The organism is Halomonas zincidurans B6, assembly GCF_000731955.1.
GTDB lineage: Bacteria > Pseudomonadota > Gammaproteobacteria > Pseudomonadales > Halomonadaceae > Modicisalibacter > Modicisalibacter zincidurans.
The window spans coordinates 3,128,778-3,153,797 of the sequence record NZ_JNCK01000001.1 but is presented as its reverse complement, the minus strand read 5'-3'; the positions used below and the strand labels follow the sequence as shown (position 1 = coordinate 3,153,797).

General features: G+C 63.5%; 25 protein-coding genes. 7 read left to right on the top strand and 18 right to left on the bottom strand.

The window, feature by feature from the left end; all coding sequences use genetic code 11:
- Window positions 1–10: 10 nt before the first annotated feature.
- The 17 genes from glmU to HALZIN_RS0114755 all read right to left on the bottom strand — a co-directional run bounded on the left by glmU (window position 11) and on the right by HALZIN_RS0114755 (window position 16,211).
- A complete protein-coding gene (gene glmU / locus HALZIN_RS0114835; RefSeq protein ID WP_031384972.1) occupies window positions 11–1,384 on the bottom strand; it encodes a bifunctional UDP-N-acetylglucosamine diphosphorylase/glucosamine-1-phosphate N-acetyltransferase GlmU in 1,374 nt (457 codons plus the stop codon).
- A gap of 333 nt (window positions 1,385–1,717) precedes the next feature.
- Window positions 1,718–2,146: a F0F1 ATP synthase subunit epsilon gene (locus HALZIN_RS0114830; protein ID WP_031384971.1), complete on the bottom strand. Its 429-nt coding sequence runs from the start codon at window positions 2,144–2,146 to the stop codon at window positions 1,718–1,720.
- A 24-nt stretch (window positions 2,147–2,170) separates the two neighbouring features.
- Entirely contained in the window at window positions 2,171–3,547 is a 1,377-nt protein-coding gene (gene atpD / locus HALZIN_RS0114825; RefSeq protein WP_031384970.1) for a F0F1 ATP synthase subunit beta, read from the bottom strand.
- A gap of 51 nt (window positions 3,548–3,598) precedes the next feature.
- Window positions 3,599–4,474: a F0F1 ATP synthase subunit gamma gene (gene atpG / locus HALZIN_RS0114820; RefSeq protein WP_031384969.1), complete on the bottom strand. Its 876-nt coding sequence runs from the start codon at window positions 4,472–4,474 to the stop codon at window positions 3,599–3,601.
- Between the two features lie 66 nt (window positions 4,475–4,540).
- Complete coding sequence (gene atpA, locus HALZIN_RS0114815; RefSeq protein WP_031384968.1) at window positions 4,541–6,085, bottom strand: F0F1 ATP synthase subunit alpha; 1,545 nt, start codon at window positions 6,083–6,085, stop codon at window positions 4,541–4,543.
- 16 nt (window positions 6,086–6,101) lie between these two features.
- Window positions 6,102–6,641 (bottom strand): F0F1 ATP synthase subunit delta, encoded by a 540-nt coding sequence (locus HALZIN_RS0114810; RefSeq protein WP_031384967.1) that lies wholly within the window; start codon window positions 6,639–6,641, stop codon window positions 6,102–6,104.
- A gap of 11 nt (window positions 6,642–6,652) precedes the next feature.
- A complete protein-coding gene (locus HALZIN_RS0114805) occupies window positions 6,653–7,123 on the bottom strand; it encodes a F0F1 ATP synthase subunit B (protein ID WP_031384966.1) in 471 nt (156 codons plus the stop codon).
- A 66-nt stretch (window positions 7,124–7,189) separates the two neighbouring features.
- A complete protein-coding gene (atpE, locus tag HALZIN_RS0114800; protein WP_011508579.1) occupies window positions 7,190–7,438 on the bottom strand; it encodes a F0F1 ATP synthase subunit C in 249 nt (82 codons plus the stop codon).
- A 60-nt stretch (window positions 7,439–7,498) separates the two neighbouring features.
- Complete coding sequence (atpB, locus tag HALZIN_RS0114795) at window positions 7,499–8,365, bottom strand: F0F1 ATP synthase subunit A (protein WP_031384965.1); 867 nt, start codon at window positions 8,363–8,365, stop codon at window positions 7,499–7,501.
- A gap of 15 nt (window positions 8,366–8,380) precedes the next feature.
- Window positions 8,381–8,776, bottom strand: coding sequence for a F0F1 ATP synthase subunit I (locus HALZIN_RS0114790; protein ID WP_031384964.1), 396 nt, complete (start codon window positions 8,774–8,776; stop codon window positions 8,381–8,383).
- Between the two features lie 213 nt (window positions 8,777–8,989).
- Entirely contained in the window at window positions 8,990–9,904 is a 915-nt protein-coding gene (locus HALZIN_RS0114785; protein ID WP_031384963.1) for a ParB/RepB/Spo0J family partition protein, read from the bottom strand.
- Between the two features lie 58 nt (window positions 9,905–9,962).
- On the bottom strand, window positions 9,963–10,730 hold the full coding sequence (locus HALZIN_RS0114780) for a ParA family protein (protein WP_031384962.1): 768 nt from the start codon (window positions 10,728–10,730) through the stop codon (window positions 9,963–9,965).
- A gap of 40 nt (window positions 10,731–10,770) precedes the next feature.
- Entirely contained in the window at window positions 10,771–11,397 is a 627-nt protein-coding gene (gene rsmG, locus HALZIN_RS0114775; RefSeq protein WP_031384961.1) for a 16S rRNA (guanine(527)-N(7))-methyltransferase RsmG, read from the bottom strand.
- Complete coding sequence (mnmG, locus tag HALZIN_RS0114770) at window positions 11,394–13,313, bottom strand: tRNA uridine-5-carboxymethylaminomethyl(34) synthesis enzyme MnmG (RefSeq protein WP_031384960.1); 1,920 nt, start codon at window positions 13,311–13,313, stop codon at window positions 11,394–11,396. Before mnmG ends, rsmG begins: the two co-directional genes overlap by 4 nt.
- Window positions 13,314–13,900: 587 nt before the next feature.
- A complete protein-coding gene (locus HALZIN_RS0114765; RefSeq protein WP_031384959.1) occupies window positions 13,901–14,680 on the bottom strand; it encodes an amino acid ABC transporter ATP-binding protein in 780 nt (259 codons plus the stop codon).
- Window positions 14,681–14,690: 10 nt separating this feature from the next.
- A complete protein-coding gene (locus tag HALZIN_RS0114760; protein ID WP_031384958.1) occupies window positions 14,691–15,362 on the bottom strand; it encodes an amino acid ABC transporter permease in 672 nt (223 codons plus the stop codon).
- A gap of 108 nt (window positions 15,363–15,470) precedes the next feature.
- The gene (locus HALZIN_RS0114755; RefSeq protein ID WP_051907543.1) at window positions 15,471–16,211 is read right to left on the bottom strand and encodes a transporter substrate-binding domain-containing protein; all 741 of its coding nucleotides are present in this window, start codon (window positions 16,209–16,211) and stop codon (window positions 15,471–15,473) included.
- A gap of 108 nt (window positions 16,212–16,319) precedes the next feature.
- Here HALZIN_RS0114755 and HALZIN_RS0114750 point away from each other — a divergent pair, with 108 nt between their 5' ends.
- Window positions 16,320–17,576: an ISL3 family transposase gene (locus tag HALZIN_RS0114750; RefSeq protein ID WP_031384182.1), complete on the top strand. Its 1,257-nt coding sequence runs from the start codon at window positions 16,320–16,322 to the stop codon at window positions 17,574–17,576.
- Between the two features lie 155 nt (window positions 17,577–17,731).
- Here HALZIN_RS0114750 and erpA read toward each other — a convergent pair whose 3' ends face one another.
- On the bottom strand, window positions 17,732–18,085 hold the full coding sequence (erpA, locus tag HALZIN_RS0114745; protein WP_031384956.1) for an iron-sulfur cluster insertion protein ErpA: 354 nt from the start codon (window positions 18,083–18,085) through the stop codon (window positions 17,732–17,734).
- Window positions 18,086–18,308: 223 nt separating this feature from the next.
- Between erpA and HALZIN_RS0114740 the strand changes: the two genes are divergently transcribed.
- The 6 genes from HALZIN_RS0114740 (at window position 18,309) to HALZIN_RS0114715 (ending at window position 25,002) form a co-directional block, all read left to right on the top strand.
- A complete protein-coding gene (locus tag HALZIN_RS0114740) occupies window positions 18,309–20,057 on the top strand; it encodes a chloride channel protein (protein WP_031384955.1) in 1,749 nt (582 codons plus the stop codon).
- Window positions 20,058–20,123: 66 nt separating this feature from the next.
- The gene (gene hemJ, locus HALZIN_RS0114735) at window positions 20,124–20,555 is read left to right on the top strand and encodes a protoporphyrinogen oxidase HemJ (protein ID WP_031384954.1); all 432 of its coding nucleotides are present in this window, start codon (window positions 20,124–20,126) and stop codon (window positions 20,553–20,555) included.
- Window positions 20,555–21,388: a bifunctional hydroxymethylpyrimidine kinase/phosphomethylpyrimidine kinase gene (gene thiD, locus HALZIN_RS0114730; protein WP_031384953.1), complete on the top strand. Its 834-nt coding sequence runs from the start codon at window positions 20,555–20,557 to the stop codon at window positions 21,386–21,388. The genes hemJ and thiD overlap by 1 nt, the downstream gene beginning before the upstream one ends.
- A complete protein-coding gene (thiE, locus tag HALZIN_RS0114725) occupies window positions 21,385–22,044 on the top strand; it encodes a thiamine phosphate synthase (RefSeq protein ID WP_231662938.1) in 660 nt (219 codons plus the stop codon). The genes thiD and thiE overlap by 4 nt, the downstream gene beginning before the upstream one ends.
- A 75-nt stretch (window positions 22,045–22,119) precedes the next feature.
- Entirely contained in the window at window positions 22,120–23,406 is a 1,287-nt protein-coding gene (hemL, locus tag HALZIN_RS0114720; protein WP_031384951.1) for a glutamate-1-semialdehyde 2,1-aminomutase, read from the top strand.
- 27 nt (window positions 23,407–23,433) lie between these two features.
- The gene (locus HALZIN_RS0114715) at window positions 23,434–25,002 is read left to right on the top strand and encodes a bifunctional aminoglycoside phosphotransferase/ATP-binding protein (protein ID WP_031384950.1); all 1,569 of its coding nucleotides are present in this window, start codon (window positions 23,434–23,436) and stop codon (window positions 25,000–25,002) included.
- Window positions 25,003–25,020 lie beyond the last annotated feature (18 nt).

Genomic DNA, 25,020 nt, shown 5'->3' with positions numbered 1-25,020 from the left:
TCGCTACTCCTCAATGATCGCGCTTGGGCGACTTCTGCGGTCGCACCCAGTCGGACTTGCTGATCTGACGACCACGCGCCAGTGCCAGCGCGCCGGCCTCGACATCCTTGCTGATCGTGGAACCGGCCCCCACGGTCGCCCCCTCGCCCACCGATACCGGCGCCACCAGCGCGGTATTGGAGCCGATGAAGGCATGATCGCCGATTTCGGTACGGTGCTTGTTGGCGCCGTCGTAGTTGCAGGTGATGGTGCCGGCGCCCACATTGACGCCACGACCCAGCCGCGCGTCGCCGACGTAGCTGAGATGGTTGATCTTGGCGCCCTCGCCGAGCGTGGCGTTCTTGGTTTCAACGAAGTTGCCGACCTTGGCGCCGCGCGCCAGCTGCGTACCGGGACGCAGCCGCGCGAACGGGCCGATCTGGCTATCGCCGTCGATCACCGCGCCATCGATCACGCTATGCGCCTCGATCACGCTGCCCGGGCCGATGCGGCTGTCGCGGATCACGCAGTAAGGCCCCACCCTCACGTCACCGGCTATCTCGACGCGACCCGCGAAGACACAGCCGACGTCGATGACGACGTCGCGCGCGCAGAGCAGTTCGCCGCGCACGTCGAGGCGCGCCGGATCGGCCAGTGCCACGCCCTCGCGCATCAACCGCTCGGCCTCGCCGGCCTGATAGACGCGCTCCAGGCGCGCCAGCTGGACGCGGTCGTTGATGCCCTCGACCTCGCCGGGCGAGCCGGGCTGGGTGGTGGCGATCGCGGTGCCTTCGGCGGCGGCCATGGCAATCACGTCGGTCAGGTAGTATTCGCCCTGCGCGTTATCGGCCGAGAGCTGCGGCAACCAGCGCCGCAGGTGCGCGGCCGTCATCGCCATGATCCCGGTATTGCACTCGCCGATGGCGCGCTCCTCGGCGCTGGCGTCCTTGTGCTCGACGATCGCCACCGCCTCGCCGCCGGCGTCACGCTTGATGCGCCCGTAGCCGGCGGGCTCGTTCAGCTCGACGGTAAGCAGGCCCATGCACTGCTCGCCGACCCGCTCGAGCAGCGCCGCCAGCGTGTCACGGCGAATCAGCGGCACGTCGGCGTACAACACCAGCACCTTGCCATCGCCGAGCCCCTCGAGCGCCTGGGCCACGGCATGGCCGGTGCCCCTCTGTTCGGCCTGGACGACGAAATTGACCTCGGCGTCGGCGAGCGCCTCGCGGACCTGCTCGCCGCCGTGACCGATCACCACGTGCAGCCGAGCGTCCTCGAGGCCGGACGCGGTGGCGATGACATGATTGATCAGCGGCCTGCCCGCCAGCTCGTGCAGTACCTTGGGCCGTGCCGAACGCATCCGTGTCCCCTGGCCCGCCGCCAGGATCACTACATCGAGAGTCATTACCGCTCCTATGTTGCAAAGTACCGGGTCGTTGCAAAGTACCGCGTCGTTGCAAAGTACCGCGCTGTTGCAACGTACCGCGTTCCAGATTACCGCCGATCGCTTGCGTGACATTCTACGGCGCAGCGCCTGACGCTACCAACGCCAGCAGGCGATCGCGACCATTGCCTGCCTTGTTTCAGCGTTTTGCCGTAACCCCGTCCCGCCTTGTCGGACTCGACCGGCTTATAGGCATAAGCCTTGTTGAGGGTCGTTCATGTACCGCCGGCTTCAGCCAGACAAAAAAATACCCCGTGGCGGCCCACGGGGTATTCATTGCAGCCTTTGCGCGGATCAGCGCTTGCCGCCCAAGCGGCGCAGCTGATCGAGGGTGCGCAGCTTGGCCACCGCCTCGGCGAGCTCCGCCGCGGCCCGGGTATAGTCCAGGTCCGACTGTTTCTCGTTGAGCGACTTCTGCGCCTCCTGGCGCGCCGACTCGGCCTCGGCCTCGTCGAGGTCGCGCGCGCGCACCGCACTGTCGGCGAGCACCGATACCAGCGTCGGCTGGACTTCGATGAAACCGCCGTCGACATAGTAGATGCTCTCCTCGCCATCCTCGCCGAGGATCCGCAGCGGACCCGGCTTGAGCTCGGTCAGCAGCGGCGCATGACCGGGCATGATGCCCAGGTCGCCCATCATCCCCGCGGCGACGATCTGGCGGATCTCGCCGGAGAAGATCGAGCGTTCGGCGCTGACGATCTCGCATTGGAAGCTGTTCGCCATACCTTGATCCCCCTGGTGGACGGCTTACTTCATCTTGTTGGCTTTCTCGACAGCCTCGTCGATGGTGCCAACCATGTAGAAAGCCTGTTCCGGCAGCTCGTCGTACTCGCCGTTGAGGATCCCCTGGAAACCACGAATGGTGTCCTTCAGCGACACGTACTTGCCGGGTGCGCCGGTGAAGACCTCGGCGACGAAGAACGGCTGCGACAGGAAGCGCTGGATCTTGCGCGCCCGGTTGACCGACTGCTTGTCCTCGTCGGACAGCTCGTCCATCCCCAGGATCGCGATGATGTCCTTGAGCTCCTTGTAACGCTGCAGCACGTTCTGCACGCCGCGCGCGGTGTCGTAATGCTCGTCGCCGACCACCAGCGGGTCGAGCTGACGCGAGGTGGAATCCAGCGGATCGATGGCCGGGTAGATGCCCAGCTCGGCGATCGAGCGCGCCAGTACCACGGTGGCGTCGAGGTGGGCGAAGGTGGTCGCCGGCGACGGATCGGTCAAGTCGTCCGCGGGCACGTAGACGGCCTGCACGGAGGTGATCGAGCCGGTCTTGGTCGAGGTGATGCGCTCCTGCAGCACCCCCATCTCCTCGGCCAGCGTCGGCTGGTAACCGACCGCGGAGGGCATGCGGCCCAGCAGCGCCGAGACTTCGGTCCCCGCCAGCGTGTAGCGGTAGATGTTGTCGATGAACAGCAGCACGTCGCGGCCTTCGTCGCGGAACTTCTCGGCGACGGTCAGCCCGGTCAGCGCCACGCGCAGGCGGTTGCCCGGCGGCTCGTTCATCTGGCCGTAGACCAGCGAGACCTTATCGAGAACGTTGGACTCCTGCATCTCGTAGTAGAAGTCGTTGCCCTCGCGGGTCCGCTCGCCGACCCCGGCGAACACCGAGTAACCGCTGTGCTCGGTGGCGATATTGCGGATCAGCTCCATCATGTTGACGGTCTTGCCGACACCGGCGCCGCCGAACAGGCCGACCTTGCCGCCCTTGGCGAACGGGCAGACCAGATCGATGACCTTGATGCCGGTCTCGAGCAGCTCGTTGGACGCCGCCTGCTCGGCGTAAGTCGGCGCCTTGCGGTGGATCGGCATGCGCTCTTCTTCGCCGATCTCGCCGGCTTCATCGATCGGCTCGCCGAGCACGTTCATGATCCGCCCCAGCGTGGCCTTGCCCACCGGCACCGAGATCGCCGTGCCGCTGTTGGTGACTTCATAGCCACGCTTCAGGCCTTCGGTGGAGCCCATGGCGATGGCTCGCACCACGCCATCGCCCAGCTGCTGCTGGACTTCGAGAACGGTCCCGGTTTCCGAGACCTTCAGCGCGTCGTAGACCTTGGGCACGTCGTCCCGCGGAAACTCTACGTCAATCACCGCGCCGATGATTTGTACGATACGTCCGCTCATCTTGGTTCCTCTTATACCTGCAAATGAAACCTGCTTAGCCTCACCGGCGCGCTATACCGCGGCGGCGCCACTTACGATCTCGGAGATTTCCTGGGTAATGGCCGCCTGACGGGCCTTGTTGTACACCAGTTGCAAATCGTCGATCAGGTCGCCGGCGTTGTCGGTCGCGTTCTTCATCGCGATCATGCGCGCCGCCTGCTCGCAGGCTGCATTCTCGACCACCGCCTGATAGACCTGGGCCTCGACATAGCGCTTGAGCAGCTTGTCGAGCAGGTCCTGGGCATCCGGCTCATACAGGTAGTCCCAGCTGTCGGGACGGTTTTGTTCCTCGTCGCCACCCTCGTCGGAAGTGGCCAGCGGCACCAGTTGGCGCACCACCGGCTTCTGCGACATGGTGTTGACGAACTCGTTGTACACCACGTTGATCCGGTCGAGCGTGCCTTCATCGAAGGCGTCGAGCATCACCTTGACGCTACCGATCAGATCCTTCGGCTCCGGCGACTCGCCGAGTCCGCTCTTGGCGGCGAGCAAATTGCCGCCATGATTGCGAAAGAAGGTTCCGGCCTTGGCGCCGATAGCGACGAAGTCGATCTCGGCGCCCTTGTCACGCCATTCGCGGGCATCCCTGACCAGGGTCTTGAACAGATTGACGTTCAAGCCACCGGCCAGGCCGCGGTCGCTGGACACCACGATGTAACCGATCCGTTCGACCTCGCGCTCGAGGGTGTACGGGTGACGGTACTCGGGGTTGGCCCGGGCGACGTGACCGACGACCTTGCGGATCTGCTTGGCATACGGCTGGCTGGCCCACATCCGCTCTTGCGCCTTACGCATCTTCGACGCAGCGACCATTTCCATGGCGCTGGTGATCTTCTGCGTATTCTTGATGCTCCCGATCTGGGTGCGAATCTCTTTTGCAGCTGCCATCGCGATCTACCTTATTCGTGGCCCCTCAGGGAAATCTCGGGCCCGCCGTGTAGCGGGCCCGAACGATCACCAGGTCTGAGTAGCCTTGAATTGCTCGACGCCGGACTTGAGACCTTGCTTGATCTCGTCGCTGTAGTCGCCGGTCTGGTTGATCTTGTCGAGCAGCTCGCCGTTTTCCGACTTCATGTAGTCGTGCAGCGCGCTCTCGAAGTCCAGCACCTTGCTGACGTCGACATCATCCAGGAAGCCTTCGTTGGCAGCGAACAGCGACAGCGCCATCTCCGCGACGGACATCGGCGAGTACTGCTTCTGCTTCATCAGCTCGGTGACTCGCTGGCCATGTTCGAGCTGCTTGCGGGTGGCTTCGTCGAGATCCGAGGCGAACTGCGAGAACGCCGCCAGTTCGCGATACTGGGCCAGCGCCAGACGCACGCCGCCGCCCAGCTTCTTGATGATCTTGGTCTGCGCCGAGCCACCCACGCGGGACACCGACAGGCCGGCGTTGATCGCCGGGCGGATGCCCGAGTTGAACAGCCCCGTCTCGAGGAAGATCTGGCCGTCGGTGATCGAGATCACGTTGGTCGGTACGAATGCCGAGACGTCGCCGCCCTGGGTCTCGATCAGCGGCAGTGCGGTCAGCGAGCCGGTCTTGCCGGTGACTTCACCATTGGTGAACTTCTCGACGTAGTCGACGTTGACCCGCGCGGCGCGCTCGAGCAGCCGCGAGTGCAGGTAGAAGACGTCGCCCGGGTAGGCTTCGCGACCCGGCGGGCGGCGCAGCAGCAGCGAGATCTGGCGGTAGGCCCAGGCCTGCTTGGTCAGATCGTCGTAGACGATCAGCGCGTCTTCGCCGCGATCGCGGAAGTATTCACCCATCGTGCAGCCGGCGTAGGGCGCCAGGAACTGCATCGCGGCCGGGTCGGCGGCGCCGGCGGCGACGACGATGGTGTGCTCCATCGCACCGTGCTCTTCAAGCTTGCGCACCACGCTGGCGATGGTCGACTGCTTCTGGCCCACCGCCACGTAGATGCAGGTAACGCCCTTGCCCTTCTGGTTGATGATGGTATCAACCGCGATGGCGGACTTGCCGATCTGGCGATCGCCGATGATCAGCTCACGCTGACCGCGGCCGATCGGCACCATGGCGTCGATCGACTTGAGACCGGTCTGGATCGGCTCGTCGACGGACTGGCGGGTGATCACGCCCGGCGCGACCTTTTCGACCGCGTCGCTCAGCTTGGCGTTGATCTCGCCCTTGCCGTCGATGGGCGTGCCCAGCGCGTCGACCACGCGACCGACCAGCTCGGGGCCCACCGGTACTTCGAGGATGCGACCGGTACACTGCGCGGTCATGCCCTCTTCGAGCTCCTGGTAGTCGCCGAGCACCACGGCGCCGACGTTGTCGCGCTCGAGGTTGAGCACCATGCCGAAGATGCTGCCGGGGAATTCGATCATCTCGCCGAACATCGCGTCCGCCAGACCGTGAATCTTCACGATGCCGTCGGAAACGCTGACGATGGTGCCCTGGTTACGGGCTTCGGATGCGACATCCAGCTTCTCGATACGCTGTTTGATGATGTCGCTGATTTCGGAAGGATTCAGTTGCTGCATGCCATGTCCCTCAAACTCAGACGGAAAGTGAATCGCGCAAGCGGGCCAGTCGACCGCGTACCGAACCGTCGATGACGGTGTCGCCGGCACGCAGGATGACGCCGCCCAGCAGGGCACTGTCCACCTGAGTGGTAATGGAGATTTCGCGGTTCAGGCGCTTGGCCAGGGCACTCGCGAGCGTTTCTTGCTGCGTGGCGTCGAGCGGGTAGGCAGAGACGATGGTCACGTCCATGCGCTTCTCCTGCTGCGCCTTGAGCAGTTCGAATTGCTCGGCGATGGCCGGCAGCGCCGCCAGGCGGTTCTTCTGGCCCAGAATCCGCAGGAAGTTCGTCGCTTCCTCGCCGAATGCCTCACCGCCGACGCCGACGATCACATCGGCCTTGTCGTCGCCGGACAACCGGGGGTTGCCCAGCACGCGGGATTGCATGTCGTCATCGGCGACCACGCGGGCCGCCAATGTCAGCATCTCGGACCAGGCCTTGAGCTGCCCTTGGGCGTGCGCGAACTCGAACGCCGCCTTGGCGTAGGGCCGGGCGACGGTAGACGTCTCAGCCATGGGTCACCTCCTCAGAGCTCGGCGGCGAGCTTGTCGACGAGCTCGCGATGTTTGGCCTCGTCGATGGAGGATTCCAGGATGCGTTCCGCCCCTTCGACGGCGAGTCGCGCCACCTGCGAACGCAGCTCTTCCTTCGCGCGGTTGATTTCCTGCTCGATCTCGGAACGGGCGTTGGCCACCAGCCGCTCGCCCTCCTGGCGGGCGTTTTCGCGCGCCTCCTCGACCAGCTGGTTGGACCGCTTGTGGGCCTGTTCAAGGATCTCGGCTGCCTGTTCCTTGCTCTCGCGCAACGTCTCGTTGGCCTGTTCCTGGGCCACTTCGAGGTCGCGGGCGGCACGGCTGGCAGCGTCCAGGCCATCGGCGATCTTCTTCTGGCGTTCCTGCAGCGCCTGTATGACCGGAGGCCATACGTACTTCATGCAGAACCAGACGAACACCGCGAAGGCAATGGCCTGACCGATCAGGGTTAGGTTCAGATTCACGCCAGCACCTCTCGCTTCACAGGTTTGTGGGTTAACGTCCCGGAAGGTCTTGCGACCGCCCGTGATTTAACCGACAAACGGGTTGGCGAAGGTGAAGAACAGCGCGATACCGACACCGATCATGGTCACGGCGTCGAGCAGGCCGGCGACGATGAACATCTTCACCTGCAGTTGCGGAATCATCTCCGGCTGGCGTGCAGCGCCCTCGAGGAACTTGCCACCCAGAATACCGAAGCCGATGGCGGTACCCAGGGCACCCAGGCCAATCAGCAGAGACACGGCGATAGCGGTCATGCCCAGAACTTGTGCTTCCATGGTTCACTCCAATTTCAAGTCAAGTGGTTTAGCGGGTTACGGGTTAATGGGATTACATGGTTAATGCTCTTCGGTCGCCATGCTCAGATAGACGATCGTCAGCATCATGAAGATAAACGCCTGAAGAACGATGATCAGGATATGGAAGACCGCCCAGGGAAAATACAACGGCAGCTGCCACAGACCGAGCAGGCCAATCAGGATGAAGATCAACTCACCGGCATAGAGGTTACCGAACAGACGCAGCGCCAGCGAAATCGGCCGCGCCAGCAACGTCACCACCTCGAGCAGGAAGTTGGCAGGTATCAGCAGAACTTGAAAAAACTTGTTGGGGGTATTGAACGGATGCAGCGTCAATTCGGCGATAAAACCCGAGACCCCCTTGGAGCGAATCGCGTAGAAGATGATCAACGCGAAGACCGACAGCGACATGCCCAGGGTGACATTGATATCAGTGGTCGGCACCACCTTGAAATACACACTCGATGGGTCGGCGCCGAACATCACACCGACCTTCTGCGCCAGCGTCGGCAGAAAATCGACCGGCACCAGATCCATCAGGTTCATCAGGAAGATCCAGCACAGGATCGTCAATGACAGCGGCGCAATCAGCTTGCTGCGGCCATGAAAGGTCTCCTTCACCGAATTGTCGACGAACTCGACCATCATCTCGACGAAATTCTGCAGCCCCCCGGGCACGCCGGTGCTCGCCATCTTGGCGGCCTTGCGAAAAATCCACAGGAACAGGATGCCCAGACCGATCGACCAGGCCATGGTGTCGACGTGGATCGCCCAGAAGCCCATTTCGGCGGCTTGTTCTGCATTCTTGGCGAATGACCAGCCGTTTTCCGGATGCAGACCGAAGGTCAGGTTCTGCAAATGGTGCTCGATGTACGCCGTGGGCGTTAGATTGTCGCCTTTTGCCATTGCACTGCCTCGATGTCAGATGTGCGACGGGCGTTGCAGCAGCCAGGGGCCCAGCCACTGCGTGCTTAGCGTCGCCACGTAAGCGCCAAAGAATAAAGCGGGGTTTGAAGGGGGCACTGCAATGAACACCAGGGCAAACAATGCCGCCGTCAAACCGAACTTGCCGGCCTCGGCACGGTAGAAACTCTTGACGATATCCCTGGCGAATCGAGCCCCCTGATAACGAAAGGCACGCCAGGCAAAATAGGCACTGGGCAGCAGGCAAACCAGACCACCGAACAATGCCGAAACCGCTGCTGCGCCTGACAGGATAGCTCCGATAATCGTCGCGACCAGCACGACCGCCGTCTGAGCTATCAATAGACGCTTGAACTGAGGGCGCTTTATCTGGGCCGGTAACGGATCAGGCATAGAGTCTCACGTGTTGTGCGGCGCCATTCGCAGCTTCAATCCGAACCCGACGCACCCTCGGCGTCAGACCTCGGCGGATTATAGGGAAGCGGCGTGCCGCCTTCAACCGAGTCTGCGGCTAATTTACGCGAAGTTGGACGACCTTACGACCGAAGCGCGAGGATCGTCGGGAAAAACCTGTTAACAGGCTAACTAAGAATCCGTCGTCCCGGTTCAGCGGATGTGCCCGAGGATGCCGTCGAGCTCGTCGAGACTGGCGTAGTGAATGGTTACCCGGCCCTTGCCGCCCTGACCGTGGCGGATCTTCACCGGCGCACCGAGCAGATCGCCGAGCTTGCTCTCCAGCCGCGCCACGTCGGTCGAGGGCCTGGCGGGCGGTTTTTCCGCGGACTTGCCCTCCTGGTACTTCTTCACCAGCGCTTCGGTCTGACGCACGGTGAGATCGTTGTTGACCACCTCGTGGGCGGCCTTGCGCTGTTTCGCCGCGGGCAGTACCAGCAGCGCCCGGGCATGTCCCATGTCGAGATCGCCGCGCTCGAGCAGCGTCTGCACCTCGGGATCGAGCGCGAGCAGCCGCAGCAGGTTGGCGACCTGGGCGCGGGACTTGCCCACCGCGTCGGCGACCTGCTGCTGGGTCAGCTCGAACTCCTCGAGCAGACGCTTGAGCGCCATGGCTTCCTCGACCGGGTTGAGATTCTCGCGCTGGATGTTCTCGATCAGCGCCAGCGCCAACGCACTCTGGTCGCTGACCTCGCGCACCACCGCCGGGATGGTGTCGAGCTCGGCAAGCTGGGCGGCCCGCCAGCGTCGCTCGCCGGCGATGATCTCGTAGCGATCCTCGCCGATCGGGCGCACCACGATCGGCTGCATCACGCCCTGGCTGCGGATCGAGTCGGTGAGCTCCTCGAGCGCTTCCGGCTGGATCTCGCGACGCGGCTGATATTTGCCGCGACTCAGCTGACCCAGCGGCAGACGCGCCAGCCGCTCTTCGCCGTTTGCCGACGGTGGCTCCTCGCGGCTTTCCAGCGGCCCATCGATCTGCACATCGGTATCGAGCAGGTCGCGGCGACGGGCGTTCGCCCCGATCAGGGCATCCAGGCCACGGCCCAGGGCACGTTTACGAGTCATGGGGCGCTCCTTGATTGTTGGCCCGGCTCGGCAAGGTTGGCCGATTGATGACGACAGGTCATAGCGAAAGGCGACGGATGAGTTCCTTGGCCAGTACCCGGTGGGCCTGGCTGCCACGCGAGAAGCGCGCATACTTGGTCACCGGCAGGCCATGACTGGGCGCCTCGGCGACCCGCACGTTGCGGGGAATGGCGGCCTTGAGCAGGGTATCGCCGAAGTATTCACGCAACTGCTTGGTGACGTCGCGGGTCAGGCTGTTGCGGTTGTCGTACATGGTGCGGACGATGCCGAATACCTGCAGCGCGGGATTCACGCTGGCCTGGATCTGCTCGACGGTATCGAGCAGCGCCGAGAGCCCCTCGAGGGCATAGAACTCGCACTGCAACGGAATCAGCACGCCATCGGCGGCGGTCAGGCCATTGACGGTGAGCATGTTGAGCGACGGCGGGCAGTCGATCAGCACCACGTCGTATTCGCTGGCCACGCCGCTGATCGCCTCGTGCAGACAACGCTCGCGACCCTCGCGGTCGAGCAGATCGACCTCGGCGGCGGTCAGGTCGGCATTGCCCGGCAACAGCGCGTAGCCGGCCTCGGGGCAGTCGAGAATCACCTCGGCGGCGCGCTTCTCGCCGAGCAACACGTCGAGCACGCTGCCGTCCAGTTCATGCTTGTCGACCCCGCTGCCCATGGTGGCGTGGCCCTGCGGATCGAGATCCACCAGCAGCACGCGGCGATCGAGCGCCGCCAGGCAGGCCGCCAGGTTGACCGCGGTAGTGGTCTTGCCAACGCCGCCCTTCTGGTTGGTCAAGGCGATGATCTTGGTCACGGGTGACTCCCTATCTCGACGATGATCCCCAAGTCGCCGGCTAGCGTCGACGCAGGTGCAGCAGGTGGCGGACGGCCGAATCGCCGGGCACGTTAAGGCGACAGCGCTCGCCGAGCACGACCGAGGCCGGCAACCGGCTGACCTCATCCTCGCAGGCCGGCCCCTTCATCGCCAGCCATTCGCCGTCAACGGCCAGCAGCCGGTCGCTGAGGGCGACGAAGTCGGCCAGGCTGGCGAAGGCCCGCGAAATGATCTGGTCGAACGGTGTGGCCGTGTAATCCTCGACCCGGGTCTGTACCGGCGCGACGTTGGCAAGCCCCAGTTCGAGCACCGCCTGACGCTGGAAGCGCACCTTCTTGCCGTTGCTGTCGAGCAGCGTCACGGCGAGCGCCGGATCGAGAATCGCCAGCACCAGCCCGGGCAATCCGGGCCCGGCGCCGACATCCAGCAGCCGGGGGCCGCGCACCGCCGCCGCCACCGAGGCGCTGTCGAGCAGATGCCGGGTGACCATGGTCTCGGGGTCGCGCACTGCGGTGAGGTTATAGGCGCGGTTCCACTTGTGCAATAACGCCAGCAGTGCCAGCAGCCGCTCGCGGGCCTGGCCGTCGGCGCCGATGCGCAGTTCGTCGAGACCGCTGTCGAGCAGCCATTCGCAGCCCGGTGTCATGCATTCACCGCGCGATCGCCGCCGCGGGCGTCACCCACCAGCCGGCGCTTCTTCAGGTAGATCAGCAGGAGCGATACCGCCGCCGGGGTAACTCCCGAGATGCGCCCGGCCTGCGCCAGCGTCTCCGGGCGAGCCGCATTGAGCTTGTCGCGAATCTCGTTGGACAACCCCTCGACCCGGGTGTAATCGAGATCGGCCGGCAGCGGCGTCGCCTCGTGGCGCTTGAGCTTGTCGATCTCGCCCTGCTGACGCTCGATGTAGCCTTGATACTTGGCCTGGATCTGGACCTGTTCGGCGACGCGCTCGTCGGTCACGTCCTCGCCGTTGAGCTGGCCTTTGAGAGTGACGAGGTCGGCGTAGTTCAGCTCCGGACGCTTGAGCAGCTCGAGCAGGTTGTACTCGCGATTAAGCGGTTTGGGCAACTTGGCGGCGAGTTGCCCGGCTTCGCTCGAGCCCGGCTGAATCCAGGTCGCCTTGAGCCGCGCCTGCTCGACGACGATCGCCTCGCGCTTGGCGCTGAACGCCGCCCAGCGGGCATCGTCGACCAGCCCCAGCGAACGTCCGGTCTCGGTAAGCCGCAGATCGGCGTTGTCCTCGCGCAACAGCAAGCGGTATTCGGCGCGGGAGGTGAACATGCGGTAGGGCTCCTGGGTGCCCATGCTGATCAGATCGTCGACCAGCACGCCAAGGTAGGCCTCGTCGCGGCGCGGACACCAGCTGGCTTCACCGCGCACGCGCAGTGCGGCGTTGACGCCGGCCAGCAGTCCCTGGGCGCCGGCCTCCTCGTAACCCGTGGTGCCGTTGATCTGTCCGGCGAAAAACAGGTTATGGATAAATCTGGTTTCCAGCGAATGCCGGAGATCGCGCGGATCGAAGAAATCGTATTCGATGGCGTAGCCCGGACGGGTGATATGGGCGTTTTCCAGCCCCCTGATCGAGCGCACCACCTCGAGCTGCACGTCGAACGGCAGCGAGGTGGATATGCCGTTGGGGTAGAGCTCGTTGGTCTCCAGTCCCTCGGGTTCGATGAATACCTGATGGCTCGCCTTGTCGGCGAAGCGATGGACCTTGTCCTCGATCGACGGGCAATAGCGCGGCCCGACGCCCTCGATCACGCCGGAATACATCGGCGAGCGGTCGAGGTTGGCGAAGATGATCTCGTGGGTGTGCGCGTTGGTATGGGCGATGTGACAACTCACCTGACGCGGATGCATCGCGTGCGAACCCATGTAGGACATTAGCGGGCTAGGCGCGTCGCCGGGCTGCTCCTCGAGGACGCTGAAGTCGACGCTCTTGGCATCGATGCGCGGCGGTGTGCCGGTCTTGAGCCGATCGACACGAAACGGCAGTGCCCGCAGGCGTTGTGCCAGGGCATTGGCCGGCGGGTCGCCGGCACGGCCGCCGGTATGGGTATCCAGACCGATGTGGATGATGCCGCCGAGGAAGGTGCCGGTACACAGCACCACGGTTTCACCGAGAAAGCGGATTCCGGTCTGGGTCACCGCGCCGCGGACAGTGTCGCCGTCGACGATCAGGTCATCCACCCCCTGCTGGAACAGCGTCAGGTTGGGCTGGTTCTCCAGAAGGCCGCGAATCGACGCCTTGTAGCGAACACGGTCGGCCTGGGCACGCGTGGCGCGCACCGCCGGTCCCTTGCGGGCATTGAGTACCCGGAACTGGATACCGGCCTGGTCGGTTGCCAGCCCCATCGCGCCGCCCAGGGCGTCGATCTCCTTGACCAGGTGGCTCTTGCCGATGCCGCCGATGGCCGGATTGCAGGACATCTGTCCGAGCGTCTCGATGTTGTGCGTCAGCAGCAGCGTCTGGCAACCCATGCGGGCAGCGGCCAATGCGGCTTCCGTTCCCGCATGACCACCGCCGATGACGATGACATCGAAGCGGTTGGGATAATCCACGTTTTTACCTCGACTTGCGCGGTGCGCGTACGTTCTGGCGAGTGTGATGAAGCGCGCCAGTATAACGTCCCTGTGGGTAACCGTCAGGGGTTTTCCACACCGCCTTGGACACAACGCGCTGAGCGTACGACTATCAATAACAACGTAGATATATAAAGAAGAAGTTCTGTTGTGGTTGTTACTACTGGTGTGGACATTTTTTGTGGAAAAGTACTTTTAAAGTAGCAAAAACAAAAATTTGCATTGTTGATGGTGCATTGCAAAACAAGTCGACCGGAACGGTACAGGCTGTCGTGAGACTGTGGATGGATGGCCCGGATATCCACAGCCGAGATTGTACCCCGTTTATCCACCGATACGTACCGGGGCATTGCCGGTAATGATCAACAGCCCTGTCTCGAAGTGTGGAAACCGCCTGCGATACGGCTTGCGGCCCGATTCGAGGCGGCTGGCAGAAAATCTTATCCACAAGCCAAAAAAGCCGCTGTGGGCGGCTTCTTGGTGAGGTGGATTCTGGAAATCGAGGGAGTCGCTGCGTCCAGGCAGGCGAACGATTGCTCATTGCCTGCCTGGGCAAAGTCGAACGGTCAGTGCTTGAGCACTCGCGCGAGGAAGGATTGCGTACGTTCGTGGCGGGGGTTGTCGAAGATCTCGTCCGGCGGGCCCTGCTCGACGATGCGGCCGCCATGGACGAAGATCACCCGGTCGGCGACTTCCCGGGCGAAGCCCATCTCGTGAGTGACGATCATCATCGTCATACCCTCGTTGGCCAGCTCGCGCATGGCATCGAGCACTTCACCGATCATCTCCGGGTCGAGCGCCGAGGTCGGCTCGTCGAACAGCATCAAGCGCGGTTCCATGGCCAGCGCCCGGGCCAGGGCGACGCGCTGCTGCTGGCCGCCGGAGAGCTGGCTGGGATACTTGTCGGCCTGATCGCTGATGCCGACCCGCTCGAGCAGCCGGTCGGCGATCTCGGTCGAATGCTGGCGATTCCAGCCACGTACCTTGAGCGGTGCCAGGGTGACGTTGTCGCGCACCGACAGATGCGGAAACAGGTTGAACTGCTGGAAGACCATGCCGACTTCGGTGCGAATGGTCTGTAGCGACCTGCCGCTCTTGCCGTAGGGCAACAGCTGATTGCCGTCGACTTCGATGGCGCCGCTCTGGAACTCCTCGAGACCGTTGACGCAGCGAATCAGGGTCGACTTGCCGGAGCCGCTGGCACCGACGATCACCACCACCTCGCCGGGGGCCACCTCGAGATCGATGTCCTGCATGACGTGCAGCGAACCGAAATGCTTGTTGACCTTGTCCATCTTGACGATGGGCGCCTTGTGGAGGGCCTCGTGACGCTGTGAATCGTTCATGGCGTGTTCCTTATTGGCCGACCAGACCGCGGCGCTCGAGCAGCCGCAGGGCGAATGACAGGCTCAGAGTGATCGCCAGATACATCAGCGCGACCATGAAGTAGACCTCCAGCGCAGTGAAAGTGGTGGCAATGTAGATCTGACCCTGGCGAACAAGCTCGCCGACGCCGATCACCGAGAACAGCGAGGTGTCCTTGATGCTGACGATGCCCTGGTTGCCGAGTGCCGGAATCATGCGTCGCAGGGCTTGTGGCCAGATGATGTAGCGAAATGCCTGGGTGCGCGACAAGCCCAGCGACAGGCCGGCCTCGCGCTGACCCTTCTCGATCGATTGCACGCCGCCACGGACGATTTCCGAGATGTACGCACCGGAATTGAGGGCGATGGCGGCGATGCCGGCGGTGAGCGCATTGATCGGGCCGCCGATGACCTGTGGCAGGCCATAGAAGATGAACAGCACCTGGACGAGTACCGGGGTGCCGCGGAAGATTTCGATGTAGGCGATCGCCGGCCAGCGCAGCAGGCGGATCGGATTGATGCGTAGCAGGCCGAAGACGATGCCGATGATGAAGCCGATGGCCAGGCCACCGAACGAGATCAGCAGCGTCCAGGGGATCCCCTCGAGGAGATAAGGGATCGAGGCGATGGCCGCCTGCCAGTCGAACTGGAAAGTGACGTCCACGTCGTGGTCTCCGGATGGGCGCCCCGCCAACGGAGCGCCTGTTGGGCATGAAACGAAGCGGGGCCGGGCGCGCTTCGGCCACCCGGCCCCGTGACTAACGGCGCGTGGTTACTTGGCGGTATTGTCCTGGTTGGGCGCCTCGCCGAACCACTTTGTGTAGATTTCGTCGTAGGTGCCATCTTTCTTCATGGCAGCCAGCGCCTTGTTGGTGGGCTCCAGCCACTGGCTGCCGGAGGTGAAGGCGATACCGTACTGCTGGCCCTCGTAGAGTGGGCCGACGACCTTGGCCCTGCCTTCACCCTGGGTCTTGGCGAAGTAGCCGACGTTGGGTGCATCATAGAACACCGCGTCGACGCTACCCCCCATCAACGCCAAGTACATGTCGGCACTGCCCGGGTAGGGCTTGATTTCGGCACTGTCGCCGAGATTTTTCTGAAGATAGTCGTAGCTGGTGGAGCCGATCTTGGTGCCGATGCTCATGCCTTCCAGATCGCTCAGCTCGTCGACCTTGTCGTTGCTGGCGGCCACCAGGATGCGCAGGCCCGAGTCATAGTAGGGATCGCTGAAGTCGACGATCTTCTCGCGTTCATCGGTGATGGTGATGCCGGCGATGGCCAGGTCGGCATTGCCGGTCTGCACGGCAGGGATGATGCCGTTGAAATCCATGGTGCGCAGGTTGATGTCGAAACCGGCACGCTTGGCCACTTCGCGCAGGATGTCCATGTCGAAACCGACCATCTCGCCGCTTTCCTTGTCCATCATTTCGAACGGCACGAAGCTCGGGTCGGTAACGGCGCTGACAGTTTCCTGGGCGGGCGCCAAGGCCGAAATGCCCAGTCCCAAGGCCATGGCGGTAATCAGTGTAGCCTGCTTGAATGTGGCTCTTCGTCGTTGGGTGTGGAATTCGTCCCTTGAACTGGGCCAGGATATGACCTCCACATGGACAGGAGGCAGGACATGAACAGTACGCAGATTCTGACCCTTGGCCTGGGCCTTGAAGCACCTTGGACTCTCAAGGATCAGCACCTGGATACTGCCGTGTCACCTCACCGTCTGGACCTCCATGTCGAAGCCGAGCGAGGTAGTCTTTACCCCTGCCCTGAGTGCGGCAAGGCCTGTCCTGCGCATGACTTCACCACCAGGACCTGGCGCCATCTGAACTTCTTTCAGCATCACTGTTACCTGCATGCTCGGGTGCCCCGCGCCAAGTGTCCCGAACATGGCATCAAACGTGTCGAGGTGCCCTGGGCGCGTCCCGGGAGCGACTTCACCCTGCTGTTCGAGCAGGCCGCCATGGCCCTGGTCCGGGAGATGCCGGTGCTGGCCGCCGCCCGCCTGATCGAGATCACCGACAAGCGTCTGTGGCGCATCGTGCATCACTATGTCGGTTGCATGCTCGAGCAACTCGATTTATCCGAGGTCAAGGCCGTGGGCTTGGATGAAACCGCGGCCAAGCGCGGCCATCGTTACGTCACCGTGTTCCTCGACATGCAGCGCAAGACCGAGCCCGTGCTCTTCGCCGTGCCGGGCCGTGGCAAGGCCACGGTCGAGGCCTTCAGCGACTTCCTGGCCGCGCATCAGGGCGATCCCGGCAACGTGCTGGAGGTGGTCTGCGACATGTCGCCGGCGTTCCTCAAGGGTGTGGAAGCGCAGTTACCCAACGCCGAGGTCACCGTTGACTGGTTTCATATCGTGCAGACCTTCACGCGCGCCCTGGATGAGGTCAGAAAGCGTGAGCGGCGCGAACAGCCACACCCCAAGCACCTGCGCTGGGCCGTCCTGCGCAACGCGGAATCCGACAACCTGACGCCCCACCAGATCACCGCCTTGCAGGAACTGCTGGCTGACGAAAGCGCCACGGCCGATGCCTGGATCATCAAGGAGAAGCTGCGCTGGATTCAGCAGGCGCCCACCCCTCGCGGGGCCCGCTGGCGGATCACCCACTTCCTTAATTTCGCCCGGGAGGCGATCGCGGACAAGGCCCTGTTGGCGCCGGTCAGGAAGGCGTTGAACACCCTGGAACGGCATGCCGACCGGGTCATTCGGCGCTGGCTATCGGCGCTGACCAATGCACGACTGGAAGGGATGAACAGCTTGTTTCAAGCCGCCCGATCACGGGCTCGCGGGTACCGCAACGAGGGCTACTTCATCACCATGATCTATCTGATTGGCAGCCCGGTGGGGAGCCTGCTGGATCAGGCCAAATCCACATGAAACGTCGAAGAGCCTTGAATGTATTGCTTTTCATGGGGTTCCCCAGTTGGAAATTTTATTCATTGGAACACGCCTTTTACCTTGGCGAGTTCCCGGGAAGCCGTCAAGCAGGGGTTGGTGCGAGCCTTGACTCGGTCGATGTAGGAACCGGCGGTTCAGACCATGAACGAGGCGCCGCAGCCGCAGGTCGAGCTGGCATTGGGGTTCTTGATCAGAAACCGCGCGCCGGCCAGTCCTTCCTCGAAGTCGACGGTCGAGCCGACCAGATACTGATAGGACAGCGGATCCACGACCATCGCGACGTCATTGATCTCGATCAGGGTATCGTCCTCGGCGACGGTGTCGGCGAAATCGAAGCCGTATTGAAAGCCCGAGCAGCCGCCGCCGGTGACGTAGACGCGCAGTTTGAGGGACGTATTGCTCTCCTCGTCGGCCAGCGCGCGCAGGCGATGAACGGCCGAATCGGTCATCAGCAACGGCGTGGGGGCGAAGGATGCGGCACCGCTCATGTGGGGCCTCCAGGAATCCGTGAGTGACTTATTTCGTCGGTGACTTACTTTCGTCGGTGACTGGGCCAATTATCCACAATCCCCAGCAAAAGGGTCAACTTTTGCCAGCGCACAAGTGGCCGCCGGCGGCTAAGACGTTGACCTTGAAATATGATACACAGGGTGTGGGTGACTTCTCTGGCCTAATCGCCAGTCTTCCCAGCCAGACTGTAAGGAACATGTCTTGCCTCGTCTGCCCTTGCCCGATCTTAGCCTCGAGCGTTTTCGTCGCCAGTTGGCCAGTGTCGACGCGCTGCCCCAGCTCTGTGTGCTCGGGGTTGCATCGGGTCTGGTGACCGGTGGCGTGATGGTCATCTTCCGGTTGCTTCTCGGCGTGGGTGCCTGGCTGCTGATGCCACAAGGCAACATCGAATCCTTCGAGGCACTGTCGCCCTACCTGCGCTCGCTGTTGCCGATCGCCGCGGTCACGCTGATCGGCGTCTGGCTGTGGCGCCAGCCACGCCAGGCACGCAAGATCGGCGTTGCTCATGTCATCGATCGGCTCAGTTATCATCAGGGTCGTTTTCCGCTACGCAACTGGATCAACCAGTGGTGGATCGGGATCGTTTCCGTCGTCGGCGGGCTCTCTGCCGGGCGCGAGGGGCCGGCTATCCATCTCGCTGCGGCGGCCTCCAGTGGGCTTGGTCAGGGTCTGCGCCTGCCTCACAACAGCTTGCGGGTGTTGGTCGGGTGCGGCACGGCCGCAGGCATCGCGGTGTCATTCAACACACCCATCGCCGGGGTCATCTTCGCCATGGAAGTGGTGATGATGGAATACACCACGGCCGGTTTCCTGCCGGTGATCCTGGCATCGAGCACGGGAGCGGTGGTCGCGCAGCTGGTTTACGGCAGCACGCCGGCCTTCCAGGTGCCGCCGGTGAGCCTGGGATCGTTGATCGACTTACCGTGGATCATCGTCACCGCCTTGATCATCGGGCTGCTTGCCGGTCTGTTCGTCCACATGGCCCGCAGCGACGCATACCTGAAGTCCGTGCCGGGATGGTTGCGCCTGGCCTTGGTCGGTGTGAGCGTCGGCGCCGTGGCCTGGTGGTATCCCCAGGTCCAGGGCATGGGCTATGACACGCTGGGTGCCGCATTGGCCGGCAACGTGGCCACGGACGTTCTGGTGGCCGTTGCCATCGGCAAGCTGTTGCTGACCGCCGGCGCCGTTGCCTGTGGCGTGTCGGTCAGCATCATCGGGCCGATACTGGTGGTGGGTGCCGCTGCGGGGGCGCTGTGCGGGATGCTGGGAGGCTGGCTGTGGCCACAGGTCGCCTCCGATGCCACGTTCTACGCCATGCTGGGCATGGCGGCGATGATGGGGGCGGTGCTGCAGGCGCCGTTGGCGGCGCTGATGGCACTGCTCGAGCTGACCCACAATCCCAATATCATCCTGCCGGGCATGTTGTCGGTGGCGGTGGCGATGCTCACTTCACGTCAGATCTGTGGATGCCAGGGATTCTTCGTGACCCAGACGCAGCATGGCCTGCATCGGTTGCAGCAGCCATTGATGCAGGCGCTGTCGCGGGTCGCGGTGCCGGCGGTGATGGAACGCAGCGTGGCGCGCACCCAGCGCAGGATCACCCCCGAGCAGGCGCGCAAGTTGCTCGACGACAAGCCCACCTGGCTGGTGATCATCCGTTCCAGCGACGACAAGTCGCCCTTGGCGCTCAAGGCCGCCGACCTGGCGCGGGCGCTGCTCGACGAGCAGGAGCTCGATGAGCGCGGTATCGATCTGCTGGAAATCCCCGGTCAGCGCCTCGAGCTGGCGCCCATTCATCTCCAGGCGACGCTCAGCGAAGCCTTCGATCGTCTCAACGACTATGGCGTCGACGCGCTCTACGTTCAGCACACCACGGCGCCGATGATCCAGAAGATTTCCGGTATCATCACCCGCAGCGCCATCGAGAGCTACTATCGCTATAAACCCTGACCGGCGCTACAAGCCCTGATTGGCGTTACAAGCGCTGAATTCAGCCAGTCCTATCGAGGAGATGCCATGTATCCATGGATAAAAGCCCTTCACCTGTTGGCCGTGGTGACCTGGTTCGCGGCGCTGTTCTACCTGCCGCGACTATTCGTCTACCACGCCCAGGCACGTGACAAGGGCGATACGCAAGCCATCGACTATTTCAAGGTGATGGAGCGCAAGCTGTATCGCGCGATCATGACTCCCTCGATGATCGCCGTGGTGCTGTTCGGCGGTTGGCTGATCTACCTGGTGCCCGGTTTCCTCACACAAGCCTGGCTGCATGCCAAATTGCTGCTGGTCGCTGCGTTGATCGGCTACCACCATATGTGCCTGGTCTACATGAAGCGCCTGGCAGCGGGTACCTGCGAAAAGTCGGAGCGCTTCTTCCGGGCCTTCAACGAGGCACCGACCATTGCGTTGGTGCTGATCCTCATCCTGGTCGTGGTGAAGCCGTTCTGATGCACGATGCCAAGCTTCCCGTGGTGCTCGCGCTGGGCGGCCACGACCCCACCGGCGGCGCCGGACTGATCGCCGATGGCGAGGCGATCGCCGCCTGTGGCGGCTGGGCGCTCACCGTGCCGACCAGTCTGACGGTACAGACTACCCGCGATGTACTGCGGGTCATGCCGTGCCCCGGCGATAGCGTGCGCGACATGGTCTGGCCGCTGCTCGACGAGTTCGAGATCGCTGCGATCAAGGTGGGTCTGATCGCCGCCGAGCAAACCCTCGATGCCGTGGAGGACGTGATCCGCGCCTGCCCTGGGGTACCGGTGGTGATCGATCCGGTACTCAGCGCCGGCGGCGGCAGCGAACTGAGTTCCCGCGAGCTGGTCGACGACCTGCGCCGCCGGCTGCTGCCGCTGGTCGATGTATTGACTCCCAATCGCCGCGAGCTGGCGCGTCTGGCCGGTAATCAGAGCGAGGATGTCGAGCGCGTCGTCGAGCTGCTGTCGCTGGGCTGCCAGGCGTTGCTGATCACCGCCACCGACGAGCCGGTCCCCGGCACCGCTGCCGACCAGGTGGTGCATACCCTGCACACGCCCGACAGTAGCCGCCAATGGCAATGGCCGCGGCTGGCGAATCACTACCATGGCTCCGGCTGTACCCTGGCCTCCGCATTGGCCGCCCGGCTGGCGGCCGGCGAACGCTTGGTAAGCGCTTGCGAACAGGCCCAGCGTTTTGCCTGGCACAGCCTGCGTCACGGCTGGCGGCCAGGCGGCAATGGCCAAGTCCTGCCGCGTCGGCTGTGGCAGCAGCCGACGCCGTTCACCGTCGAGGAAGACAGTCTATGAGTTGGCAACGAAGCATGAGCTGGCAGCGGGGTATCTACGCGATTACCGACAGCAGCCTGTTGCCCGACGATGAGCGATTGATCGCGGCCTGTGAGGCGGCGTTGCAGGGCGGCCTGGCGCTGCTGCAGTATCGCGACAAGTCCACCGACGACGCACGCCGCTGGCGACAATCGCAGGCACTGGCCGCCCTGTGCCGGCGCTTCGACGTGCCGCTGATCATCAACGACGACCTCGCGCTGACGCGTCGCTTGCGCGTGGCCGGCTTCGACGGCGTCGGCCTGCATCTCGGCGAGCAAGATACTTCGCTGGACGAGGCGCGCCGTCTACTCGGCAGCGAACCGATCATCGGCGCCAGCTGCTATGCCAGTCTGGCCATCGCCGAGCGGGCCGCCGCAGCAGGCGCCAGCTACCTGGCCTTCGGCCGCTTCTTCGCCTCGCAGACCAAGCCCGAGGCTTCGCCGGCGCCACTTGAACTGCTCGCCGAGGCGGCGCGCTTCGGCCTGCCGCGGGTGGCCATCGGTGGGCTGGACGTCGACAATGTGGCCAGGGTGCGGCATGCCGGGGGCGACCTGCTGGCGACGGTTTACGCGGTATTCGGCGGTGACGACCCGACTGGCCGTGTCGCCGGGTTGCGGCAGCATGCCGGTTACGCATAGGTTGTCCACAAGCTGCCAACCGTAAGTTATTCCAACTGTCCAGAGAGTTATCCACAAACCTGACGCGAGGCCGACATGACCACATCCGCCGAACTTTTCGAACAGGCCTGCCGGCATATCCCGGGGGGCGTGAATTCACCGGTCAGGGCCTTCAAGGGCATGGATCGTCCGCCGCTGTTCATGGAACGCGCCCAGGGCGCCTATCTGTTCGACGTCGAGGGCAAGCGCTACATCGACTACGTCGGTTCGTGGGGGCCGATGATCACCGGCCATGCCGACCCCGAGGTGCTCGGCGCGGTGCGCGAGCGGCTCGATGCCGGGCTGTCGTTCGGCACGCCGACCGCCATCGAGACCACCATGGCGGATCTGATCTGCGAGATCATTCCGTCGATCGAGATGGTGCGGATGGTCAATTCCGGCACCGAAGCGACGATGTCGGCGGTGCGTCTGGCGCGTGGTTATACCGGGCGCGACAAGATCGTCAAGTTCGAGGGCAACTACCACGGCCATACCGACTCGTTGCTGGTCAAGGCCGGCTCGGGGGCGCTGACCCATGGCGAGCCGAGTTCGCCGGGCATCCCTGTCTCGCTCGCCGAGCACACCATCACCCTGCCCTACAACGACATCGACGCGCTGGATGCCTGTTTCGCCGAGATCGGCGACGAGATCGCCGGGCTGATCGTTGAACCGGTCGCCGGCAACATGAATTGCATCCCGCCGAAGCCGGGCTTTCTCGAGGCGCTGCGCGAACGCTGCGACCAGTACGCCAGCGTACTGATCTTCGACGAGGTGATGACCGGTTTTCGCGTTGCGCTGGGCGGCGCTCAGGCGCATTACGCGGTGACCCCGGATCTGACCTGCCTGGGCAAGATCGTCGGTGGCGGCATGCCGGTGGGCGCCTTCGGTGGCAAGCAGGCAATCATGGCGCAGATCTCGCCGCTGGGGCCGGTCTATCAGGCCGGTACGCTGTCCGGCAATCCGCTGGCCATGGCCGCCGGGGTCACGCTGCTCGGCAAGGTGCGCGAGCCGGGTTTCCACGAGGCGTTGGCCGCACGGGTGGCAACCTTGTGCGACGGGCTCGAGCAGCGCGCCGCCGATGCCGGTATCGAACTGATCACGCAGCGAGCCGGAGGCATGTTCGGAGTCTTCTTTACCGGCCAGTCCCGGGTCGAGAATTTCGCCCAGGCGACCGCCTGCGACGCCGCTCAGTTTTGCCGCTTCTTCGTCGCGATGCTCGACCATGGCGTCTACCTGGCGCCCTCGCCCTTCGAGGCCGGCTTCATGTCGAGCGCCCATGGCGATGAGGATATCCGTCAGACGCTGGACGCCGCGGCGGGCGTTTTTGCGGGGATGGCAAGCTGAACCATTTGCAGACTGTCGGAGACTGCCGTGAGCCAGGTGATGATCGATGCCCTCAGAGACCCCGTGTGCTACGACCACCCGGTCACGGCCATCGAGGTCTTCGAAACGCACATTTCGTGGATCGTGCTGACCGGCGATTTCGCCTACAAGATCAAGAAGCCCCTCGATTACGGCAGCTTCCTGGACTTTTCCACATGCGAAAAGCGCCTGCGCTTGTGCGAGCAGGAGGTGCGCCTCAATCGCCGCTTGTCGCCCAATCTGTATCTCGGCGTGGTGGCGCTGTCCGGCGATGAAAAGCGCCCCCGGGTCAACGACGCCAGTGCGCCCTTCGAATACGCCGTGAAGATGCGTCAGTTCAGCAATCGCCATCTTTTCAGCCACTTGCAGGCCAGCGGCGAACTCTCGCTGGAATTGCTCGACAATCTGGTCGACCAGTTGGTGGCGTTTCATGAAGGCGCCGAGTGCCTGTCCTCCGAGAGTGATCATGGCTCGCGGAATGCACTGCGGGCCATCCTCACCCGCGAGTTCGAGCTGATCGCAGCGCGATTGCCGAGCGGCGCCGATCAGCGCCGCCTCGAACATCTCAGCACCTGGGTGACGGAAGCCTTCGAACGGCTGGCCGGCGAGTTCGATCGGCGCCATCGCGAAGGCTTCGTGCGCGAAACCCACGGCGACGTCCATCTGGGCAATGCCGTCCAGCACGAGGGTCAGGTACTGCTCTTCGATGGTATCGAGTACAATGATGAGCTGCGCTGGAACGATGTCGGCAGCGACCTTGCCTTCCTGCTCATGGATCTCGAGGCGCGCGGCGAGCAGACGTTCGCCAATCACACCCTGAATCGCTATCTGGAACTGTCGGGCGATTACACGTTGGTGCGGCTGTTGCCTTTCTACAAGCTGTATCGTGCGCTGGTACGCGCCAAGGTGGCGATGCTGGGCTATCACCAGCCGGAACTGCACCGCGTCGACCGCCAGGCGATCATGGCCGATTATCGCCGCTACATCGCCCTGGCCGGGCAGTACGCCGAATTCAACTTTCCTTATCTGGTTATCGGGGTGGGCGTGTCGGGCAGCGGCAAGAGCCGTTTCACCGGCGAGATGGTCCAGCGCCTGGGTGGAATCCGGTTACGTTCCGACGTCGAGCGCAAGCGGCTGTATGGCTTTAATCCACAGGCCGAGACCGGACAGGCGGAGGTGGATATCTACAACCGCCAAGCCACCGAGCAGACCTATCGACGCCTGGCGCAACTGAGTGGCGTACTGTTGGAGGCCGGCTTTCCGGTATGTATCGACGCGACCTGCCTGAAGCGCGAGCAGCGCGACTTGCTGCGCCAACAGGCCGAAGCGCGGGGATTGCCGGTGTTGATGGTCAGTTTCGAAGCCGATGATCAGACGTTGCGGGCTCGCATCGTCAAGCGTGCCAAGCGTGGGGGCGATCCCTCGGAAGCCGGTTTGGCCGTGCTCGAGCGCCAGCAGCGCGATTTCGAAGCCTTCGAAGAGGATGAGCGGCTGCACCTGTTGCATCTGGACACCACCGCCGAGAATGCCAACCTGACGTTGGTGGGGCTGATTCAGGAGCGATTGCGTCTTTTGTAATTCCATGACGAAGCCGAG

What these genes read in the sequence shown, in the direction of transcription:
- HALZIN_RS0114765 (WP_031384959.1), bottom strand. Translation starts at nt 14,680, where the DNA reads ATGAACGATTCACAGCGTCACGAGGCCCTCCACAAGGCGCCCATCGTC.
- HALZIN_RS0114830 (WP_031384971.1), bottom strand. Translation starts at nt 2,146, where the DNA reads ATGGCGAACAGCTTCCAATGCGAGATCGTCAGCGCCGAACGCTCGATC.
- erpA (WP_031384956.1), bottom strand. Translation starts at nt 18,085, where the DNA reads ATGAGCGGTGCCGCATCCTTCGCCCCCACGCCGTTGCTGATGACCGAT.
- atpE (WP_011508579.1), bottom strand. Translation starts at nt 7,438, where the DNA reads ATGGAAGCACAAGTTCTGGGCATGACCGCTATCGCCGTGTCTCTGCTG.
- HALZIN_RS0114790 (WP_031384964.1), bottom strand. Translation starts at nt 8,776, where the DNA reads ATGCCTGATCCGTTACCGGCCCAGATAAAGCGCCCTCAGTTCAAGCGT.
- thiD (WP_031384953.1), top strand. Translation starts at nt 20,555, where the DNA reads ATGCACGATGCCAAGCTTCCCGTGGTGCTCGCGCTGGGCGGCCACGAC.
- rsmG (WP_031384961.1), bottom strand. Translation starts at nt 11,397, where the DNA reads ATGACACCGGGCTGCGAATGGCTGCTCGACAGCGGTCTCGACGAACTG.
- hemL (WP_031384951.1), top strand. Translation starts at nt 22,120, where the DNA reads ATGACCACATCCGCCGAACTTTTCGAACAGGCCTGCCGGCATATCCCG.
- HALZIN_RS0114755 (WP_051907543.1), bottom strand. Translation starts at nt 16,211, where the DNA reads ATGGCCTTGGGACTGGGCATTTCGGCCTTGGCGCCCGCCCAGGAAACT.
- thiE (WP_231662938.1), top strand. Translation starts at nt 21,385, where the DNA reads ATGAGTTGGCAACGAAGCATGAGCTGGCAGCGGGGTATCTACGCGATT.
- hemJ (WP_031384954.1), top strand. Translation starts at nt 20,124, where the DNA reads ATGTATCCATGGATAAAAGCCCTTCACCTGTTGGCCGTGGTGACCTGG.
- glmU (WP_031384972.1), bottom strand. Translation starts at nt 1,384, where the DNA reads ATGACTCTCGATGTAGTGATCCTGGCGGCGGGCCAGGGGACACGGATG.
- atpA (WP_031384968.1), bottom strand. Translation starts at nt 6,085, where the DNA reads ATGCAGCAACTGAATCCTTCCGAAATCAGCGACATCATCAAACAGCGT.
- atpD (WP_031384970.1), bottom strand. Translation starts at nt 3,547, where the DNA reads ATGAGCGGACGTATCGTACAAATCATCGGCGCGGTGATTGACGTAGAG.
- HALZIN_RS0114785 (WP_031384963.1), bottom strand. Translation starts at nt 9,904, where the DNA reads ATGACTCGTAAACGTGCCCTGGGCCGTGGCCTGGATGCCCTGATCGGG.
- atpB (WP_031384965.1), bottom strand. Translation starts at nt 8,365, where the DNA reads ATGGCAAAAGGCGACAATCTAACGCCCACGGCGTACATCGAGCACCAT.
- HALZIN_RS0114750 (WP_031384182.1), top strand. Translation starts at nt 16,320, where the DNA reads ATGAACAGTACGCAGATTCTGACCCTTGGCCTGGGCCTTGAAGCACCT.
- atpG (WP_031384969.1), bottom strand. Translation starts at nt 4,474, where the DNA reads ATGGCAGCTGCAAAAGAGATTCGCACCCAGATCGGGAGCATCAAGAAT.
- HALZIN_RS0114810 (WP_031384967.1), bottom strand. Translation starts at nt 6,641, where the DNA reads ATGGCTGAGACGTCTACCGTCGCCCGGCCCTACGCCAAGGCGGCGTTC.